The sequence below is a fragment of the Ensifer sesbaniae genome (genome assembly GCF_013283665.1).
Classification (GTDB): Bacteria; Pseudomonadota; Alphaproteobacteria; order Rhizobiales; family Rhizobiaceae; genus Ensifer; species Ensifer sesbaniae.
Genome location: NZ_JABEKU010000001.1, coordinates 2,755,260 through 2,774,383 on the forward strand (window position 1 = coordinate 2,755,260; position 19,124 = coordinate 2,774,383).

The window sequence follows — 19,124 nt, forward strand, 5'->3', positions numbered from 1 at the left end:
AGGCGCTCAATCGAGCGCCTCTATTATTTTGGCGTTGAGCTTCTGCACGTCGTAGCCGAGGCGCGAGGGCGTCAGCCCGAGCCGGACCACCGCGAGCTTCAGCGAAGGCACCAGCATGATCGCCTGGCCGTCATGGCCGAGCATCCAGAAAGCGTCGGCCGGGAAGCGGCCCGAGCCGGCGCGGACACCGTTTTCCTCCAGCCACACCTGCCCCTGGCCGTACTTGCCCTCCGAGGCCCTGGTCGGCCCACGCATGAAGGCGACGTAGTCCTTCGGCAGCATCGCCCTCCCCTTCCAGACGCCATCCTGCAAGAGGAACTGCGCGAAACGCGCCCAGTCCCGTGCGGTCGCATACATGTAGGACGAGCCGACGAAGGTGCCGCTGGCATCGGTTTCGAGCACGGCGCTGCTCATGCCCAAAGGCGCGAACAGCGCATCATGCGGAAAGGCGAGTGCTGCCGCCGGATCGTCGAAGCTTCGCATCCAGATGCGCGACAGCAGCGTGCTCGTGCCGCTGGAATAGCTGAACTTCACGCCCGGATCGGATGTCAGCGGCTTTGCGGCCGCGTAGCCCGCCATATCCTTTTCAAGATAGAGCATGCGCGTGACGTCGGTAACATCGCCATAGTTCTCATTGAATTCAAGGCCGCTCTGCATGCCCATCAGGTCGGCAAGCGTGATGTTGGCCCGCTCGTCGCTCGCCCATTCCGGCAGGAGCCCGGCGCGCGCCATCTCCATTTTGCCTTCAGCCACACGAAGGCCGATCAGCGTCGCCGTGACCGATTTCGTCATCGACCAGCCGAGCAACGGCGTCGAACGGTCGAAGCCCTGGCCATAGGTCTCGGCGACCAGGCGACCATCGCGGATGACGGCGATCGCCCGCACGCCCGGACCGGCGAGATCGGCATCCTCGACAAGCTTCTGCAAGGCGGGATCGATCGCGGCCCCTTCGCCGTCCGGCCAGGGTGTTTCGGAGGCGGGTGCGTCCACCACGGCCGCAGCCGTCCTGACCGGCGGCAAGCGCGTGCCGTCGCCGTCCGGCAGGCTCGCGCAGCCCGCGCCCGGTCTGTAGGCAGCATAGCCTGCGGCAGCAAAGCCGAGGATCTGCGCGGTCACCGTCTGTCTCTCGGGATCGACGGCAACCTTCACCAGCTTCAGCAAGGGGTGGCCCGGCGCCTGGACGTCATCGGCCAGCACCGACTGGGCGTCCCGTTTTGCGATGAAGACATTGGAGCAGACGATCTTCGCCGCATAGCCATCGCCGACCTTGAGCAGTTCCGGCGGCGCGATCGCAAGCCAGCCGCCGATGGCGACGATGCCCAATGCCAACGCGGCAGCTGATCTCCTCAATATGCGTCCCATGCGTTCCCTCCAGCCGTCTCACGTTTCCTTGCAGCCGTGCCGGCCAAGGACACCAAGGACAGATACCCGCAGCATTTCAAGGTGCTACAGCGACCCTCGCGTCCGATTGGGCGCAAACGCGCTGTCGAGTTGCAGAGAGAGAACCAGCATTTCGCCGCCGGGAAAAGCCCGGAAATTGCAGGTTTCCACCGGGGAATGGGAACCGTGGCAGCGCAGGCCCGCAGCAGCCTGGAGCCCTTGTGCGCCATCGACACACGGCGCGCTAGGCCGAGCGTCGCAAATCCGCCGCTTCGCCTGTCTCGAGCAATGCCGCCACATCCGTCAGCGCCGGCGATATCCACGGACCGCTGACTTCCACGGCGCCGCTGGCCCGCGCGCAATCCATCTCGCTTTGCTTTTCGATGCCGCGCACGGCGATCGGCAGGCGCAGCACCTGGCCGGTCTTGATGAGGCAGGCAAGCAGTGCAAGGCTGCGCTCGCTGCCGTGGGTAGCCCGGATGGCGGTAAGATCGATGGTCACCTGATCGGGCTGCAGTTCGGCAATCAGGTTCAGGGGCAAGGATGAGCCGGCGCCGCCGCCAAGCGCAATCCGCACACCAAGCGCCCGCACCCCCTGGAGATTCCCGGAGATCAGGGCAAGATCCTCGGTCGAAAAGTCCCCGGCGATCTCGATCGTCAGGCGTCCCGGTGGCAAGCTCGCTTCGCTGAGGCACTGCTCGACCTGCGCGACAAAATCGCGATCCTTGAGTTGCGGAGCAAAGGGGGCGACGGTCAGCCCCGTCGGCGAAGCCCAGCGGGCAGCCTGCGCGCAGGCCACCCGAAGTGTCCAATAGCCTAGCGAGAGCGTGCTCGTGCTCTTCTCTGACGGCTCTATGAAATCTTCGGCACCGATGACGCCGCGCAGCGGATGTCGCCAGCGCAGCAGCGCCTCGAAACCACGGATGGCCCCGCTGGCCGTCCCGGCCGTCGGCAGGAATTCGAGGAAGAATTCATCGGCCTCGAGCCCGCGTGCGACGTCACGCTCGGCCTCCGCCCGCTGCCTGGCGGCGCGGGTCAGCGTCTCCGAGTGGAAGGCGTGGCTGTTGCCGCTCACCGCCTTCGCCTCGTAGAGCGCCAGGTCCGCACGCTTCAGCACGTCGCCCGTCGCCGTATCGCTTCGCTCGATGAAGGCGATGCCGATACTGCAGCCGGAAGCGACCCGTGCATCACCAAGATCGAACGGCGCTTCGAACAGCGCCTTTACCCGCATTGCGAGCATTTCCGCCTCAGCCTGCGAAGACGCGCCGGCGGCTGCGAGCACGAACTCGTCTCCCCCCAGCCGGTAGAGGCTCGCCTCCCCGGAGAAGGCGCGCCTCAGGCGCGCGCCAAAGAGCGCCAGCAGCCGGTCGCCGGCATCGTGGCCCATCGTATCGTTGATCGCCTTGAACCGGTCGAGATCGAGAAGGAGCAGCGCATTGCGCTCGAAAGTGGCCCCTTCCACTGAAAGCGCCTGGTGAATGTCCGCTTCCAGAGCGGCGCGGTTTGCAAGCCCGGTGAGCTTGTCGCGGTGGACTTCGTGGCGCAAGCGCCGCTCCGCACGGCGCGCTGCATGCAGCTCATGTTCGAGCCGCCGCAGGTAACGCCAGCGATAGAAGGATCCGCCGAGGAGAAACGGCATGGCGCCAGCCGCCAGCATTGCGGGAACATCCCAATGCGATTGTTTTGCAAGCACGGTTTCCGTCGCCAGCCACGCCGCAGAAACCAGAGCCCCCAATGCCGCGCCGGCAGCCGCAAATCGCTGCTCGGGCTTCGGCAGAAACGTTCTTAACATCATGTCGACGCCCCCGAATGTAAGGCGGTGCCTAGCACGCTAGGGTTTAATGATTTCTTATGGGTGAAAAATTGTATGGCGGCCGTTCAAGGGCCTTCCGGGGCTGTGGAAACCCCGTCATCAAAGTGTAGCGGAGTCACTTTAGAAGCGGCTAAGTTTCAACTGGATGACCGGCAGAGATGACCGAACTAGCCCCCGATGTTGGCTTTGGCAGAAAAAATCCGAAGCTGAAAACCGCCCTGCTCCAGCACAAGACCTTCTCCCTCGCCGGCCTCTCAGAACGTCTCTTCGGCCTGCTCTTCTCGGGGCTCGTCTACCCGCAGATCTGGGAGGATCCGATCGTCGACATGGAGGCGATGCAGCTTAGCCCGGAGCATCGGATAGTCACCATCGGCTCCGGCGGCTGCAACATGCTGACCTACCTGTCGGCCGGCCCGCGCAAGATCGACGTCGTCGATCTCAACCCGCACCACATCGCGCTGAACCGCCTGAAGCTCGCGGCCTTCCGCCACCTGCCGAGCCACAAGGATGTCACGCGCTTCCTGGCAACCCAGGGCACGGCGACCAACGTCCAGGCCTTCGACCTCTTCCTCTCTCCGAAGCTCGACACCGCCACGCGCAGCTACTGGAACGGCCGCGACATCACCGGTCGCCGGCGCATCGGCGTCTTCGGCCGCAACATCTATCGCACCGGCCTGCTCGGCCGCTTCATCGCCGCAAGCCATCTGCTCGCCCGCCTGCATGGCGTCAACCCGGAAGAGTTCGTCCAGGCGCGCTCGATGCGCGAGCAACGCCAGTTCTTCGATGAGCGCCTTGCGCCGCTTTTCGATCGTCCCGTCATCCGCTGGATCACCAGCCGCAAGAGCTCGCTCTTCGGGCTCGGCATCCCGCCGCAGCAGTTCGACGAGCTTGCCAGCCTCAGCAGCGAGAAATCGCTCGCAGCCGTCTTGCGTCACCGCCTGGAAAAGCTCACCTGCCACTTCCCGCTTAGGGAAAACTACTTCGCCTGGCAGGCCTTCGGTCGCCGTTATCCGCTGCCGCACGAAGGCGAACTGCCGCCCTACCTCAATGCCCGCGCCTATGAGGCGATCCGCAACAATGCCGAGCGCGTCGAGGTCCATCACGCAAGCTACACCGAGCTCCTGGCCAGCAAGCCGGCCGCTTCCGTCGACCGCTACATCCTGCTCGATGCCCAGGACTGGATGACCGACCAGCAGCTCAACGACCTCTGGACCGAGATCACCCGCACCGCGGACAGCAGCGCCGTCGTCATCTTCCGCACCGCGGCTGAAGACAGCATCCTGCCGGGGCGCGTCTCTTCGGCCCTGCTCGATCAGTGGCACTACGATGCCGAGGCATCGGCCAGGCTCGGCGCCGAAGATCGCTCCGCCATCTATGGCGGGTTCCACATCTACCGGAAGAAGGCTTGAGCCCATGCGTGAGGCCGGGATTTCCCACGCGCGGCGCATGGACCACATGTACCGCTACCAGCGGCACTTCTACGACGTGACGCGAAAATACTACCTCTTCGGCCGCGACACGCTGATCCGGGAAATGAACCCGGCCTCCGGGGCCTCGGTGCTCGAAGTCGGCTGCGGCACCGGGCGTAACTTGGCGCTCATAGGCCGCTGCTTCCCTTCGGCCCGTCTCTTCGGCCTGGACATCTCCTCGGAGATGCTCACTTCCGCCGATGCCAAGCTCAATCGCGGCGGCAAGCGCCGCGCCGTGCTTCAGGTCGCCGATGCAACGGATTTCGATCCGGCAATCTTCGGCGAACGGGGCTTCGACCACATCGTCATCTCCTATTCGCTGTCGATGATCCCCGATTGGCAGAAGGCGATCGATGCGGCCATAGCCGCGCTCAACCCAGGCGGATCGCTGCATATCGCCGATTTCGGCCAGCAGGAGCGCCTGCCGGCGAGCTTCCGCCGCGTGCTGCACGGCTGGCTGGACCGTTTCCACGTCACGCCACGTGCAAACCTTTTCGACGTTCTGCGCGAGAAGGCGAGAGCAAACGGTGCCGACCTCGAACGCCGGGCGATTGGCCGCGGCTATGCCTGGCTGGCGGTCTATCACCGTCCGGCCGTCGCGGTTGCCGCCTGATCGGGCCTGCGGCGCGATCGTCCCCATGTTCATTGCTCGGCGAGAGCCGAAATCGCCTCGGGATTTCGGCTCTTTTTCGGCTGGGGAGTGCTCCGCTCCATCTGCAATTCCCGCTTGAGCTAACCCAATTTTTACGATGATATGGTGAAGATGAGGTTCACGCCTCGCGGGGGAAATCACCGATATGAAAGCCATCGTGTGAGGCAGGATCGTCGATCGTCTCTAGACAGGTACCTCATGCGCCGGCTTCTCCTGGCTCTACTGCCCATTGCCACCCTCCTTTCCGCCTGTTCGTCGACCGATTACGACCTGATCCAGACGGCATCGATCCCGCCGCGGTTCCAGGACACCGATCCGCAGGACTTCGGTGATCGCACCCCGCAGAACCACAACATCCACGGCATCGACATCTCGAAGTGGAACGGCGATATCGACTGGACGAAGGTCAAGAACTCAGGCGTCTCCTTCGCCTTCATCAAGGCGACGGAAGGCAAGGACCGGGTCGATACCCGCTTCAACGAATACTGGCAAAAGGCGCGTGCCGCCGGCATCCCCTATGCGCCCTATCACTTCTACTATTTCTGCTCGACCGCCGACGAACAGGCCGACTGGTTCATCGCCAATGTGCCGAAGACCGCGGTCTACCTGCCGCCGGTTCTCGACGTCGAGTGGAACGGCGAATCGAAGACCTGCCGCCACCGCCCGACGCCGGACGAAGTGCGCGCCGAGATGAAGCGCTTCATGGATCGCCTCGAAGCCCATTACGGCAAGCGGCCGATCATCTACACCTCGGTCGACTTCCACCGGGACAATCTCGTCGACCAGTTCAAGGAACACCATTTCTGGGTCCGCTCGGTCGCGAAGCACCCGGGTGAAATCTATGTCGAGCGCCGTTGGGCGTTCTGGCAATACACCAGCACCGGTGTGATCCCCGGCATCGACGGCGCCACGGATATCAACGTCTTCGCCGGTTCGGCGAAAAACTGGAAGAACTGGGTCGCGGCGGTCTCACAGCCGAAGTAAGGCCGCCATTCTTGCCGCCAGGCGTGGCAAGGAACCCCATTTTCTTCATTCGGTCATAATGCTCTGAAAGAGCAACGGCAGATTTGCAGCGCCGCGCGTCTCTTAAGACGCGCAAGGGTCGCTGCAGCACTTTAAACAGCAAATTGTTGTCCGTGGTGGTGCCTCCCTCACCACGCGGCCGCAGAAAGGAATTATGATGAACCGCATAGCCCGGCACGCCCTGGCCTCCATCGCCCTCCTGACCCTCACCGCCTCCACTGCCTTCGCCCAGACCGCGGCCCAGACGGGCACGCAGAGCGCCGCTCCGGCTGTGGCCTGCGGTGGCGATCTCGGCGCATTCCTCGAGGGCGTGAAGGCCGAAGCCGTCGCCAAGGGCGTTCCGGCCGATGTCGCCGATCGTGCGCTCGCCGGTGCCGCGATCGACCAGAAGGTCCTGAGCCGTGACCGCACCCAGGGCGTCTTCAAGCAGACCTTCACCGAATTCTCCAAGCGAACCGTCAGCAAGTCGCGCCTCGATCTCGGCCGCCAGAAGATGAAGGAATATGCCGACGTCTTCGCCCGGGCCGAGCAGGAATTCGGCGTGCCGGCCCCCGTCATCACCGCCTTCTGGGCGATGGAAACCGACTTCGGCGCGGTTCAGGGCGACTTCAACACGCGCAATGCGCTGGTAACGCTCGCACATGATTGCCGCCGCCCGGAAATGTTCCGTCCGCAGCTCCTCGCCGCTATCGAGATGGTGCAGCATGGCGACCTCGACCCCGCGACCACGACCGGTGCCTGGGCCGGCGAGATCGGTCAGGTGCAGATGCTGCCGGAAGACATCATCGCCTATGGCGTCGATGGCGACGGCGACGGTCACGTCAACCTCAAGAAGAGCTCGGCCGACGCGATCCTGACCGCGGCCAAGTTCATCCAGAGCCTCGGCTTCAAGGCCGGCCAGCCCTGGATCCAGGAAGTGACCGTTCCCGAAAACCTTCCCTGGGAAAAGACCGGCCTGCAGGCGGGGATGAAGGCTTCCGACTGGTTCGCGCTCGGCGTCAGCCCACGTGACGGCAACACCGCCAACGGCAACCTCGAAGCCTCGCTGGTGCTGCCGCAAGGCCGCAAGGGCGTGGCCTTCCTCACCTACCCGAACTTCAATATCTATCTCGAGTGGAACCAGTCGTTCATCTACACGACCTCAGCCGCCTATTTCGCAACCCGCCTCGCCGGCGCGCCCGCCTATGAAGGCGGCAACCCGGAGCCCGGCCTCGACGATGTCGGCATGAAGGCGCTGCAGACCAAGCTGCAGACGCTCGGCCATGACGTCGGCAAGATCGACGGCATCCTCGGCTCCGGCACCCGCGCCGCACTCCAGAAGGAGCAGCTCCGCCTCGGTCGCCCGGCCGACGGCTGGGCGACGCTGGAACTCCTGAACGCGCTCTGAGCGAACCGCGGGCCACGGGCGTGGCTCATGCGTGAAGATCTATCACCCCGGGGATCGGAACCGATCTCCGGGGTTTCTCTTTTGCGCATCCAGATGCGCCACGGCGGGCTGAGCGCCACCCCTCCCACGAATACCGCAAGAACCGGGTGGCCCCCGCAAAGACGCCGGGCTATGAAACAGTCGTCAGATCACAACCGGTCCGGGAATGTCGCTCGCGACCTTGCGCAGCGATCCCCATTCTCCCGCCTGGACGAAGCTGACGGGTGAGGCAATCAACACGGACAGGGCAATCACCATGAATGCGCGAACCACAATCGACGGCCATCAGATGAGCGTCAGAACCTGGGCGCTGCTCGCCCTGCTCGGTCTCATCTGGGGCGGCTCCTTCTTCTTCGCGCGCGTGGCCGTTGCCCATGTGCCGCCATTCACGCTGGTGGTGCTGCGCCTGGGCCTCGCGGCCCTTGCCCTGCATCTCTATATCCGCGGCCGCTTCGGCATGTATCAGGCACTCTCCGGACGCTGGCGCGAGTTCGCGCTGATGGGACTGATCAACAACGCCATTCCGCATGCCTTCATCTTCCTCGGCCAGACCCAGATCGGCGCCGGGCTGGCGGCGATCCTCAACGCCACGACGCCGGTCTGGACCGTCATCATCGCCAATATGGCGACCGAGGACGAGAAGCTGAGCTCCGCCAAGATCTCCGGCTGCCTGCTCGGCCTCGCCGGTACCGTGGTGTTGATCGGGCCGAGCGCGCTTGCCGGCCTGTTCGGCACGACGAGCGGCATTCCGCTCTGGGCGCTCGTCCTGCCGGTGCTGGCCGCCGTCAGCTATGGCCTCGCAGCGACCTACGGCAAGCGTTTTCGAAATCTCGCTCCGCCGGTGACCGCCGCCGGCCAACTGACCGCTTCGACGCTGATGATGCTGCCCGTTGCCGCCTTCACCGATGCGCCCTGGACCTTGCCGATGCCGCCAATGGCGGCGACACTTGCCATCCTCGGCCTCGCACTCGTCTCAACCGCCTATGGATATATTCTCTTCTTCCGGATCATGGCGGAAGCCGGCGCCACCAATGCTTCCCTCGTCACCCTGCTGGTGCCGCCGAGCGCGATTCTGCTCGGCTATCTCTTCCTCGGGGAAACGTTGCAGGCAGCCGACATCGCCGGCATGGCGCTGATCGCTTTCGGCCTCGCAGTGCTCGACGGCCGCATTCTACGGCTCAGACACGCCGTCTGAACGAGGAATCGAACCGGCCAATTCGTCCTCTTCCGAGGCGCTCACGCACGATTACAAACGTTTATATTAACCTTGCTGAAGCGATTGTGAAAAAATTGTGGCAACCTGAAAAAGATAAATATCTCAATAGTATAGCCCTGTGAACAACCGCGCTCCCCCTCACGGGTTTCGCACTGCAGCACAAGTTTCGCTTTAACACATCGTGATTTCGCCCTATGTTTTAACGCGTCAACGCAGGGAGGGTCTTCCATGGGCCTTACACATTCGCTGAATGTCCTCATGATAAGTGCAGCGTTCGTATTCGTGGCCACGATGCTCTTCATCTGATGAGCGGCCGCTGACAGTCCAAACCGAATAGGGACTTAAATTTCCGGAAACCCATTTTGCAGCACCAAGCAAGCTAGACCGCCAAGAGAGCACAGGGTCTAATTGCTGCGACAGAAAAGAAAGCGCATGAAGGTCGGCCTTCATGCGCTTTCTCTGCTTTCGGGCATCGCCTGGCTGAAGAGACGTGCGGCGGATCAAAGCATGTCGCGCAAAAGTCCGCAGCGGTTTTGCGATAACGATATGCGAAATATCAAAAACTTAAAGCGCAAGGAGCGAATCTGAAAGATCGCGACGCGCTTTAAGCGCCGCGGCGACCTTTGCGCGTCGGGCAGGCGCTGGGCGCTGCGGGCCCGGCTTACCGCACCAATTCAGGCAGCCGCTCCGGCCGCCACCTGGAGCCGCTGACCGGGGAGCACCACACTCGGCTCCGCCAAGACCCGCTCGAAACCCACGAGATCGCAGACGGCGGTCACCAGCGGCGAGCGGTTCATCGTATAGAGATGGAAATCGCGCACGCCGCGCCGGGCGAGATCGACGATCTGCTCGGCGGCGATGTGGGTCGCCTCCTTGAAGCGTTCGGCCGGCTGGTCTTCCAGATGCTCGAGCCGGGTGACGATCGCCTCCGGCACGCTCGCGCCGCAGAGGCCGGCAAATTTCTGCACCTGCGCCAGGTTGTTGATCGGCAGGATGCCCGGCACGATCGGGATGTTGACGCCGGCGCGGCGCAGCCGTTCGAGATAACGCTCGAAATCGTCATTGTCGAAAAAGAACTGGGTCAGCGCCCGGTTGGCTCCCGCGTCGACCTTGCGCTTCAGCATATCGATGTCGGCGGCCACGTCAGGGCTCTCCGGGTGCTTCTCCGGATAGGAGGATACGGAAATCTCGATATCGTCGCCACGCGCGCGGATCGCCCGCACCAGATCGGTGCTGCTGGCATAGCCATCCGGATGCGGCTGATAGGTGCTGCCGATGCCGCCCTGCGGATCGCCGCGCAGCGCCACGAAATGGCGGACGCCATAGTCGATATATTCGTCGATGACGGCATCGACTTCCGCCTTCGGCGCCCCGACGCAGGTCAGATGCGCGGCCGTATTGGCAAAACCCATTTCCTCGATCATTCGCCGCACGGTCGTCAGCGAGCGTGCCTTCGTCGAGCCGCCGGCGCCATAGGTCACCGTCACGAATGCGGGACCGAAGACGGAAAGATCTTCCGCCGTCTGGAAGAGCTGCGCTTCCATTTCGTCGGTCTTGGGGGGGAAGTATTCGAAGGAGAGTCTCAGATTGCCGCGCTCGGCCGGATAAAGCGTCTGTGCCGTCATTCTCAAACTCCCCCTGCATGAACGCGCGGCCGCGGCGTTTCATTCTCATTCACGGCCCGCCGATCGCGCCCCAGCCAGATCGTCACCGTCAGCTTTTCCTCCTCCGCCGCTTCCGGCGAAAGGTCCGTGGTCTTTTCGAGCACCAGGCCGGCCTTGGCGAGCCAATCGGCGATCACCTGGTGCGAGAAGCCAAGGCGCGCATGCGCATGCTCGTCGCGCAGATGCTCGAGCCCGTGCGGCGCAAAGTCGATGATGACGAGGCGACCGCCCGGCATCAGCATGCGCGCGGCTTCCGCGATCGCCGCCTCCGGCTCATCGAGGAAATGCAGCACCTGGTGAATGGTGACGAGATCGAAGGCGTGGCCATCGAGTGGCAGGTTGAAGATGTCGCCGTGCCGGATCGACGCCTTGGTGATGCCGGCGCGGTCGAGATTGGACCGCGCCACGGCGAGCATGTCGCGGCTGGCATCGACGCCGACACCGCGGCGATAGAGCCCTTCAAAGAGCTGCAGGATGCGTCCGGTGCCGGTACCAAGGTCGAGCAGGCTTTCGACCGGCTCGTCGCCGACCATCTCACGCAGCTTCGCTTCGACGTCGCGCTCGCTGACATGCAGGCGGCGAAGCTCGTCCCAGCCGGCGGCATTGCGGCTGAAATAGGCCTGGGCCTTCTCGGCCCTGGCCTTCTTGAGCGTCGCCAGCCGCGCCGCGTCGCGCGAAAGCACCGCGTCGTCAGCGGACGCCGACGCCAGCATCGCCCGCACCAGCGCGACGCGGGCGCCATCCTGCCTGAGGCGGAAATAGGCCCAGGCACCTTCCTGATAACGGTCAACGAGTTCGACCTCGGCAAGCAGCTTCAGGTGCCGCGAAATGCGCGGCTGCGACTGTCCGAGAATTTCGGTAAGATCGGTGACGGTGAGATCGCCGGCGGCGAGCAAAGCGACGAGACGCATGCGGGTCGGCTCTCCCGCCGCCTTCAACACGTCTACCAGCGCATCCAGACCCAGCTCTTTCTGAACAGCCATCGCGATCCCCATCAACACATAAAGATATGTTTATGTGATTTGCGAGATCGGCGCAAGCGGATTTGCGTGGAACGGCCAAACAATGGCGTCGGCGGAACAGGCCTTGCAAAGGAAAACGGGCGGAGCCTGCGCTACGCCCGTTTCCATGACAATGGACTTCCAATACCCGTATTCGCGGCCGCAAAGGCATCGGGCGCCGCAAACAGGGCGGCGCCTTGGCTTTGATCAGCGCGTCAGGCGCTTGTAGGTGACGCGCTTCGGGTTGACCGAGTCCGGGCCGAGGCGGCGGATCTTGTCCTTCTCGTAGTCTTCGAAGTTGCCTTCGAACCACTCGACATGGCTGTCGCCTTCAAAGGCGAGGATGTGCGTCGCCAGGCGGTCGAGGAACATGCGGTCGTGGCTGATGATGACCGCGCAGCCGGCGAAGTTTTCCAGTGCGTCTTCAAGCGCTGCCAGCGTTTCGGTGTCGAGGTCGTTGGTCGGTTCGTCGAGCAGGATGACGTTGCCGCCGGACTTCAGCATCTTGGCGAGGTGAACGCGGTTGCGCTGACCGCCGGACAGCGTGCCGACCTTCTGCTGCTGATCGCCGCCCTTGAAGTTGAAGGACGAGCAATAGGCGCGCGAGTTGACCTCGTGCTTGCCGAGCTTGATGATGTCGTTGCCGCCGGAGATTTCCTCCCAGACGGTCTTGTTGCCGTCGAGCGAGTCGCGGCTCTGGTCGACATAGCCGAGCTGCACGCTGTCGCCGATGCGGAACGAACCCTCGTTCGGCTCTTCCTGGCCGGTGATCATGCGGAACAGCGTCGACTTGCCGGCGCCGTTCGGGCCGATGACGCCGACGATGCCGCCCGGCGGCAGCTTGAAGGAGAGGCCTTCGATCAACAGCTGATCGTCATAACCCTTGGAAATGTTGTCGGCCTCGATGACCACCTGGCCGAGGCGCTCGCCGACCGGAATGATGATCTGGGCATCGCCCGGGCGGCGGTCCGCGGCTGCCTTGACCAGTTCGTCATAGGCACGGATACGGGCCTTGGACTTCGCCTGGCGCGCCTTCGGGCTCGATGCGATCCACTCCTGCTCGCGGCTGATCGCCTTCTGGCGGGTGGCCTCCTCGCGGCCTTCCTGGGCCATGCGCTTGGCCTTGGCCTGCAGATAGGCCGAGTAGTTGCCCTCATAGGGAATGCCGCGGCCGCGGTCGAGCTCGAGGATCCAGCCCGTGACGTTGTCGAGGAAGTAACGGTCGTGGGTGATCATCAGCACGGCGCCCGGATATTCGCGCAGGTGCTTTTCGAGCCAGGCGATCGTCTCGGCGTCGAGGTGGTTGGTCGGTTCGTCGAGCAGCAGCAGGTCGGGCTGCGAGAGCAGGAGCCTGCAGAGCGCGACGCGGCGCTTTTCACCACCGGACAGATTGGTGACTTCCGCGTCACCCGGGGGGCAACGCAGCGCCTCCATGGCCATTTCCACCTGGCTTTCGAGGTCCCAGAGGTTCTGGCTGTCGATGATGTCCTGGAGCTTGGCGCCCTCTTCCGCCGTCTCGTCGGAGTAGTTCATCATCAGTTCGTTGTAGCGGTCGACGATCGCCTTCTTCTTGGCAACGCCTTCCATGGCGTTTTCGAGCACCGTCTTCGTCGGATCGAGCTGCGGCTCCTGCGGCAGGTAGCCGACGGTGGCGCCTTCGGCGACCCAGGCTTCGCCCGTATATTCCGTGTCGAGCCCGGCCATGATCCTGAGCACCGTCGACTTACCGGCGCCGTTCGGGCCGAGGATACCGATCTTCGCGTCCGGGTAGAACGACAGATGGATGTTCTCCAGGACCTTCTTCGCGCCGTAGGACTTATTAAGTCCGGCCATATGATAGATGAACTGACGTGCCATAAGGAAATGCTCCGCAGGGAAAGGAAATTTGCCCGCTATGTAGGCGAATTATAGGAAGGGGGCAATGATCAAAGGCATTCGCGCCGGCTTGTCCCCTTAACCTATCCCATGCGGCCGCCCTGCCCCGGCAGCGCTCTTGCCGCCGGAGCCCTTGCGGGCGGGTCAGCTTCGCCCGGCCGTATCGGCAATGCCCTTGGCGCATTTGAACTCGGTCGGCCCGGCCGCCTGGATCAGCGGGCCGAGGCTCGATGCCTTCAAGACGTCGCCGGTCAGCCCGACCGTCAGCCCGGTGATGATGCTGCGTCCCTGAACCGTCTGGCAGCGCATGCGCACCCGATCGCCGGCGCCGGCGCCAAAACTCTGGTCGAAGGCCTGCTTGATCGTCGCCTCATCGAGCTCGGAACCGATGCGCTGGCGAAACAGCGCGCCAACCGCCGAGCGGTTGAGCTCCTCCAGCATGCGCAGCTGCGCCGAGAAATAATCGTCGACCGAGCCGCTCTGGCAGGTGCCGCTCCTCAGCCACTGGTGCCGGTCGAGCCCGGATTGCACGCCGGGCATGGCGATGAGCAGCCGCGCCGCCGTGTCGTCGGCCATGGCAAGCTTCGGCAGATCGAGCCAGTTGCCCTTGCGATCCTTCGTGCGCACGTCAGCCGCTACCCCGCAATAGCTCTTGCGCAGCGGCCAAAGGCCATGCAGCGAGAGATTGGTGGCGTCGAAACGCTCTGTCGTCTGGCTTTCGCATTCCTTGCGCTGCGGCCGGGTTTCGCAGAAGCCGGGTTGCCAGCTCACTGCCAGCACATATTCCGTGCGCGAACCCGCGCCTTCGGGCGCCCCCTGATCCGACATTTCCTCGCCGGCGGCAAAGGCAGCCGGCGCAAGAAGCAGTGCCAATGCCGCCAGCAGTCCTGCCATCGGACCCGATATCGCCTTGCAGAAACTCATCATGATATCCTCCTACGGAAACAAACCGGGAACGAATATCGCTCAAAACGGGAAAATTTCAACTCATAATTACGATGAATGCACATTCTCTTGTGACCTCATGCGCAACGAGCAACAAGCGGCGATTGCCTTTGCCTTGCAAATCGATTTGATATCGAAATGGTCTGTCGTTGTTGCCGGGGGAAATCGTGTTCGGGCAGGTGAAGACACATCAGAGCCCGACAGGTGCCACCTTGAGCTGGCGCCATTTCCCGGCGACCGGCGATGCCCGCGGCATCCTTCTCGTCAGCCACGGCCTTGCAGAACATTCCGGCCGCTACGCCCGCTTCGCCGAAGCCATGGCCGCGCACGGCTTCCATGTCTATGCCCATGACCATCGCGGTCACGGCGGAACGCGGGCGCCGGACGCTCCGCTCGGCATGTTCTCGAACCGCGAGGGTCTCGACAAGGTGTTCGCCGACATCCGGGCCGTGCGGGCACTGGCGACCGCGGCACATCCGGATCTGCCGGTCATCCTTTTCGGCCATTCCATGGGCGGGCTGATCGCGCTCAACGCCGCCGAGACCGACCCCGGCCTCTATGACGCGCTCGCCGTCTGGAACTCCAATTTCCGTCCCGGCCTTGCCGGCCGCGGCGGCCAGATGATCCTCAAGATCGAGAAGGCGCTGAAGGGGTCCGACGTGCCGAGCCCGCTTCTGACCAAGCTCACCTTTGGCATGTGGGGCGGCGCCATCAAGGATCGCAAGACCGATCTCGACTGGCTGTCGCGCGACGATGCCGAGGTCGCGAAATACGTAGCCGATCCGCTTTGCGGCTTCGATGCGACCGTTTCGCTCTGGCTCGACCTCTTTCGCCTGTCCTTCGGCGGCGCCCGGCCCGACCGTCTGGCACGCCTCCGCAAGGACCTGCCCATCCACCTCGTCGGCGGCAGCGCCGACCCGTCCACGGAGATGGGCAACGCCGTGCGCTGGCTCGGCACCAGGATGAAAGCGGCAGGCCTGAGCAACGTCACCGTCACCATCTATGATGGCATGCGCCACGAGACCCTGAACGAACTCGGCCGGGAACAGGCGACCGCGGACTTTGCCGCCTGGTGCTTGGGCGTCGTCGCAGGCAAGCGCTGACCGGAAATCCCATGACCGACATATCCCTTCCCAAAATCGCGGCGGACCACAATCGCATCTCCTACGGGCTGACGCTGATGGTGATCTCGGTGCTGTTGTCGCCGCTGATCGATATTTTCGCGAAGCTGGCGATCACCACCGTTCCCTCGGCCGAAATTACCGCCGTCCGCTTCCTGCTGCAGGTCGTCTTCATCCTGCCGATCGTGCTCGTCCGCGGCAGCCTCTTCGATCTCACCTGGCGCAAGACCGGGCTCCATGCGCTGCGCGGCGGTCTCCTGGTCGTCACCATGCTCTCCTTCATCACCACGCTGAAGGTGATGGAGGTCGCCGACGCGATTGCGATCTTCTTCGTCGAACCAATCATCCTGACGATCCTCGGCAGCGTCTTCCTGAAGGAAACGATCGGCTGGCGGCGCTATACCGCCTGCGGCGTCGGCTTCTTCGGCGCGCTGCTCGTCATCCAGCCGAGCATGCAGGAGGTCGGGCCGATCGCGCTTTTGCCTGTCGTCGCGGCCTTCGCCCTCGCCGTGTTCCTGCTCGTCACCCGCATGGTGGCGCAGAACGAGGACCCCTGGTCGATGCAGTTTCATGCCGGCATATGGGGCGGCCTCCTCTGCCTCGTGCTCCTCTATTTCGGCGAAGGCACCGGCTCCGGCATCTTCGATCCGGTCTGGCCGGAAGGCTACACCTGGGCCTACCTGCTCGGAGTCGGCGTCACCGCCACCATCTCGGGCGTGCTCGGCGTCTACGCCTATCGTGCCGCCCCCGCTTCGGTGCTGGCGCCGCTGCAATATCTGGAGATCGTCTCGGCCACGATTTTTGGCTGGCTCGTCTTCGGTGATCTGCCCGACGCGCTGAAATGGCTCGGCATCGCCATCATCATCGGTTCCGGCCTCTACATCATCTGGCGCGAACGCCGCGTGCACAAGGACACGAGCGTCGCTGCGGTGTCGCCGGCCATCTGACAACAAAGAAAGTCCATCGGGAGGAAGATCATGAAAACTGGAGGACAGCTCGTCGTCGACGCCCTCGTCGCCAATGGCGTCAAGCGCATCGCCTGCGTGCCGGGGGAAAGCTACCTGGCGGTGCTGGATGCGCTCTACGACACCGACATCGACGTGCTCGTCTGCCGCCAGGAAGGCGGCGCCGCGATGATGGCGGATGCCTGGGGCCGGCTGACGGGCGAGCCCGGCATATGCATGGTGACCCGCGGCCCCGGCGCGACCAACGCGTCCGCCGGCCTGCATGTCGCAAGGCAGGATTCGATCCCGATGATCCTCTTCATCGGCCAGGTGCAGAGCGAAGCGCGCGAGCGCGAGGCCTTCCAGGAGATCGAGTATCGCCGCGCCTTCACCGAGGTCGCCAAGTGGGTGGGCGAGATCGACGATCCCGCCCGCATTCCCGAATTCGTCACCCGCGCCTTCGCCGTCGCCACCTCCGGCCGTCCCGGCCCGGTCGTGCTAACCCTGCCGGAGGACATGCTGACCCGCAGCGCCGAGGCGCCGGCCGCCAAGGCCTACCAGCCGGTCGAGGGCCATCCGGGCCCGGCGCAGGTAAAACGGCTCGGCGAGATGCTCAGCACGGCCAAGCGGCCGATCGCCATCCTCGGCGGCACCCGCTGGACGGAGACAAGCGTTGCGGAATTCCAGCGCTTCGCCGAGCGGTGGAAATTGCCCGTCGGCTGCTCGTTCCGCCGGCAGATGCTGTTCGACCACATGCACCCGATGTATGCCGGCGATGTCGGCATCGGCATCAACCCGACGCTTGCCAAGGAGATCAAGGAGGCGGACCTGGTGCTGCTTCTCGGCGGCCGCTTCTCGGAAATGCCGTCGTCCGGCTACACGCTGATGGACAGCCCCTATCCGCGCCAGATGCTGGTGCATGTGCATCCGGACACATCCGAGCTCGGCCGCGTCTACCGGCCGGAACTGGCGATCGCCGCAAGCCCGCGCGACTTCGTCTCCGCCCTCGACGGCCTTGCCCCCGCAGGCGAACCCGCCTGGGCCGCCCGCACGGAAGCCATGCACGCCGCCTATCTCAAATGGTCGACCCCGCCGGAAACCGGACCGGGCGCGGTGCAGATGGGCCCGATCATGAACTGGATCGAGGCGAACGTGCCCGAAGATGCGATCTTCACCAACGGCGCCGGCAACTATGCCACCTGGGTGCATCGCTTCCACCGCTTCCGCCGCTATGCGACGCAGGCAGCGCCCGCCTCCGGCTCGATGGGCTACGGCCTGCCGGCCGCGGTCGCCGCCAAGCAGCTGTATCCGGATCGCGAGGTCATCTGCTTTGCCGGCGACGGCTGTTTCCTGATGCATGGGCAGGAGTTCGCCACCGCCGTTCGCTACCGCCTGCCTGTTATCACCGTCGTTGTCAACAACGGCATCTACGGCACGATCCGCATGCACCAGGAGCGTGAGTATCCCGGCCGCGTCAGCGCCACCGACCTCACCAATCCGGATTTCGCGGCGCTCGCCCGCGCCTATGGCGGCCACGGCGAAACGGTCGAGAAGACGGAAGAGTTTGCCGACGCGTTCCTCAGGGCGCGCGCCAGTGGCAAGCCGTCGATCATCGAGATCAAGCTCGACCCCGAAGCGATCACGCCGACGCGCACGCTGACGGATATCCGCAACGGCTAATCGGAAGCCGCTCCAGCTCCATAAACGTTACAAGCCTTGTAGACGTATCCCGATGCGTCTGCTGGAACGACATCCCTGTCGCGATAGATGACCGAAATCGTGCTGCCCCGCGCCCGGCACGCAGCGTTGAAGAAACTCACCGGGTCGGCCGCATTGCCGTTGGAATCCTTATCGTTGTCATCGTACTCGATCTCATAGACCTGATTGCCATAGGCCTTGGTGTAGACATGGCATTCAGACCACACTTGGCATTCCTCGACGATCGCGAAATCGAAACCGATTTGCGAAGCGCCGATCCCTGCCAATTCGGCGGCATTCTTCTGGGCGATCGCAAGATCGGCTTTGTGGGCCCGTTGGACAAGCAACTCAGCGAACGCAACGTTTGCGGCCCGGGTGAGCCCCCCCTTCGAGCGCATCCAGGAGTCGAGGTTGTCGGGCTCTATTGCCTTGAACCCGTCCGAAGCGCATTTGTCGATCCACGGCCCAACGACGTCCATGAGAGCCGCGCGCTTCGCACTCGTGGATGTGTCCAGGATGTGTTCGTCCGGCCAATTCGGGTCGACCACATACTGCCCATCCTTCTTGACCAAGAGATCGGGATGGTTCTTGCGCCACCACCCGGCATCGCCAGGTTGGGACTGGAAGGCATTGACATAGCAGATGTTATATTTGCCCGCCGCGGGCTTTTCCAAACGGTCGCGAATGACGATAGCCACATCGGCCACTGGTGGGTAGGCGCCGCCAAGTTGATAGTCGAGCCGCCCGTTCGCCGGCGGCTTGCTGAACGTTCGGGCTGGCGCGCTGTATCCGATGGCCGCGCTCACGATCGGCGCCATGAGCAGCAACGCTCCAAAGCGAGCAAAATTGCCGTACCGCAGACCTGGCATCAGTCTTCCAGCCACTCCGTCGAGAACG

The 19,124-nt window shown here is 63.8% G+C and carries 16 protein-coding genes; 9 read left to right on the forward strand and 7 right to left on the reverse strand.

Translation table 11 applies throughout. From position 1 onward, the window contains the following. Window positions 1-6: 6 nt before the first annotated feature. Window positions 7-1,362: a serine hydrolase domain-containing protein gene (locus BHMPCIPO_RS13430; RefSeq protein ID WP_173517209.1), complete on the reverse strand. Its 1,356-nt coding sequence runs from the start codon at window positions 1,360-1,362 to the stop codon at window positions 7-9. A gap of 262 nt (window positions 1,363-1,624) precedes the next feature. Then, the gene (locus BHMPCIPO_RS13435; RefSeq protein WP_173517210.1) at window positions 1,625-3,175 is read right to left on the reverse strand and encodes a putative bifunctional diguanylate cyclase/phosphodiesterase; all 1,551 of its coding nucleotides are present in this window, start codon (window positions 3,173-3,175) and stop codon (window positions 1,625-1,627) included. 176 nt (window positions 3,176-3,351) lie between these two features. Between BHMPCIPO_RS13435 and BHMPCIPO_RS13440 the strand changes: the two genes are divergently transcribed. The 6 genes from BHMPCIPO_RS13440 (at window position 3,352) to BHMPCIPO_RS13465 (ending at window position 9,567) form a co-directional block, all read left to right on the forward strand. Then, window positions 3,352-4,602 (forward strand): BtaA family protein, encoded by a 1,251-nt coding sequence (locus tag BHMPCIPO_RS13440; protein WP_173517211.1) that lies wholly within the window; start codon window positions 3,352-3,354, stop codon window positions 4,600-4,602. A gap of 4 nt (window positions 4,603-4,606) precedes the next feature. Beyond that, window positions 4,607-5,275, forward strand: a complete 669-nt coding sequence (locus BHMPCIPO_RS13445; protein ID WP_246304315.1) for a class I SAM-dependent methyltransferase — start codon at window positions 4,607-4,609, stop codon at window positions 5,273-5,275. Window positions 5,276-5,512: 237 nt separating this feature from the next. Further along, complete coding sequence (locus tag BHMPCIPO_RS13450) at window positions 5,513-6,298, forward strand: glycoside hydrolase family 25 protein (RefSeq protein WP_173517213.1); 786 nt, start codon at window positions 5,513-5,515, stop codon at window positions 6,296-6,298. A 196-nt stretch (window positions 6,299-6,494) separates the two neighbouring features. After that, window positions 6,495-7,724: a lytic murein transglycosylase gene (locus BHMPCIPO_RS13455; RefSeq protein ID WP_173517214.1), complete on the forward strand. Its 1,230-nt coding sequence runs from the start codon at window positions 6,495-6,497 to the stop codon at window positions 7,722-7,724. A gap of 295 nt (window positions 7,725-8,019) precedes the next feature. Then, the gene (locus tag BHMPCIPO_RS13460) at window positions 8,020-8,958 is read left to right on the forward strand and encodes a DMT family transporter (RefSeq protein WP_173518166.1); all 939 of its coding nucleotides are present in this window, start codon (window positions 8,020-8,022) and stop codon (window positions 8,956-8,958) included. Between the two features lie 453 nt (window positions 8,959-9,411). Further along, the gene (locus BHMPCIPO_RS13465; RefSeq protein ID WP_173514882.1) at window positions 9,412-9,567 is read left to right on the forward strand and encodes a hypothetical protein; all 156 of its coding nucleotides are present in this window, start codon (window positions 9,412-9,414) and stop codon (window positions 9,565-9,567) included. Window positions 9,568-9,653: 86 nt separating this feature from the next. Here the strand turns inward: BHMPCIPO_RS13465 and metF are convergent, their stop codons facing one another. The 4 genes from metF to BHMPCIPO_RS13485 form a co-directional block, all read right to left on the reverse strand. Next, on the reverse strand, window positions 9,654-10,604 hold the full coding sequence (gene metF, locus BHMPCIPO_RS13470) for a methylenetetrahydrofolate reductase [NAD(P)H] (RefSeq protein WP_173517215.1): 951 nt from the start codon (window positions 10,602-10,604) through the stop codon (window positions 9,654-9,656). A 2-nt stretch (window positions 10,605-10,606) separates the two neighbouring features. After that, a complete protein-coding gene (locus BHMPCIPO_RS13475; protein WP_173517216.1) occupies window positions 10,607-11,626 on the reverse strand; it encodes an ArsR/SmtB family transcription factor in 1,020 nt (339 codons plus the stop codon). Window positions 11,627-11,851: 225 nt separating this feature from the next. After that, window positions 11,852-13,501: an energy-dependent translational throttle protein EttA gene (ettA, locus tag BHMPCIPO_RS13480; RefSeq protein WP_173517217.1), complete on the reverse strand. Its 1,650-nt coding sequence runs from the start codon at window positions 13,499-13,501 to the stop codon at window positions 11,852-11,854. A gap of 162 nt (window positions 13,502-13,663) precedes the next feature. Continuing rightward, entirely contained in the window at window positions 13,664-14,446 is a 783-nt protein-coding gene (locus BHMPCIPO_RS13485; protein ID WP_246304316.1) for a ribonuclease T2, read from the reverse strand. A 185-nt stretch (window positions 14,447-14,631) separates the two neighbouring features. Between BHMPCIPO_RS13485 and BHMPCIPO_RS13490 the strand changes: the two genes are divergently transcribed. From BHMPCIPO_RS13490 to BHMPCIPO_RS13500, 3 genes are read left to right on the forward strand one after another with little or no spacing between them, the layout of a single operon-like run. Further along, complete coding sequence (locus BHMPCIPO_RS13490; protein WP_173517218.1) at window positions 14,632-15,567, forward strand: alpha/beta fold hydrolase; 936 nt, start codon at window positions 14,632-14,634, stop codon at window positions 15,565-15,567. 11 nt (window positions 15,568-15,578) lie between these two features. Next, window positions 15,579-16,532: a DMT family transporter gene (locus BHMPCIPO_RS13495; RefSeq protein WP_173517219.1), complete on the forward strand. Its 954-nt coding sequence runs from the start codon at window positions 15,579-15,581 to the stop codon at window positions 16,530-16,532. A gap of 30 nt (window positions 16,533-16,562) precedes the next feature. Then, on the forward strand, window positions 16,563-18,209 hold the full coding sequence (locus BHMPCIPO_RS13500) for a thiamine pyrophosphate-binding protein (protein WP_173517220.1): 1,647 nt from the start codon (window positions 16,563-16,565) through the stop codon (window positions 18,207-18,209). Here BHMPCIPO_RS13500 and BHMPCIPO_RS13505 read toward each other — a convergent pair. Then, window positions 18,206-19,096, reverse strand: coding sequence for an endo alpha-1,4 polygalactosaminidase (locus BHMPCIPO_RS13505; RefSeq protein WP_173517221.1), 891 nt, complete (start codon window positions 19,094-19,096; stop codon window positions 18,206-18,208). The genes BHMPCIPO_RS13500 and BHMPCIPO_RS13505 overlap by 4 nt on opposite strands. Window positions 19,097-19,124 lie beyond the last annotated feature (28 nt).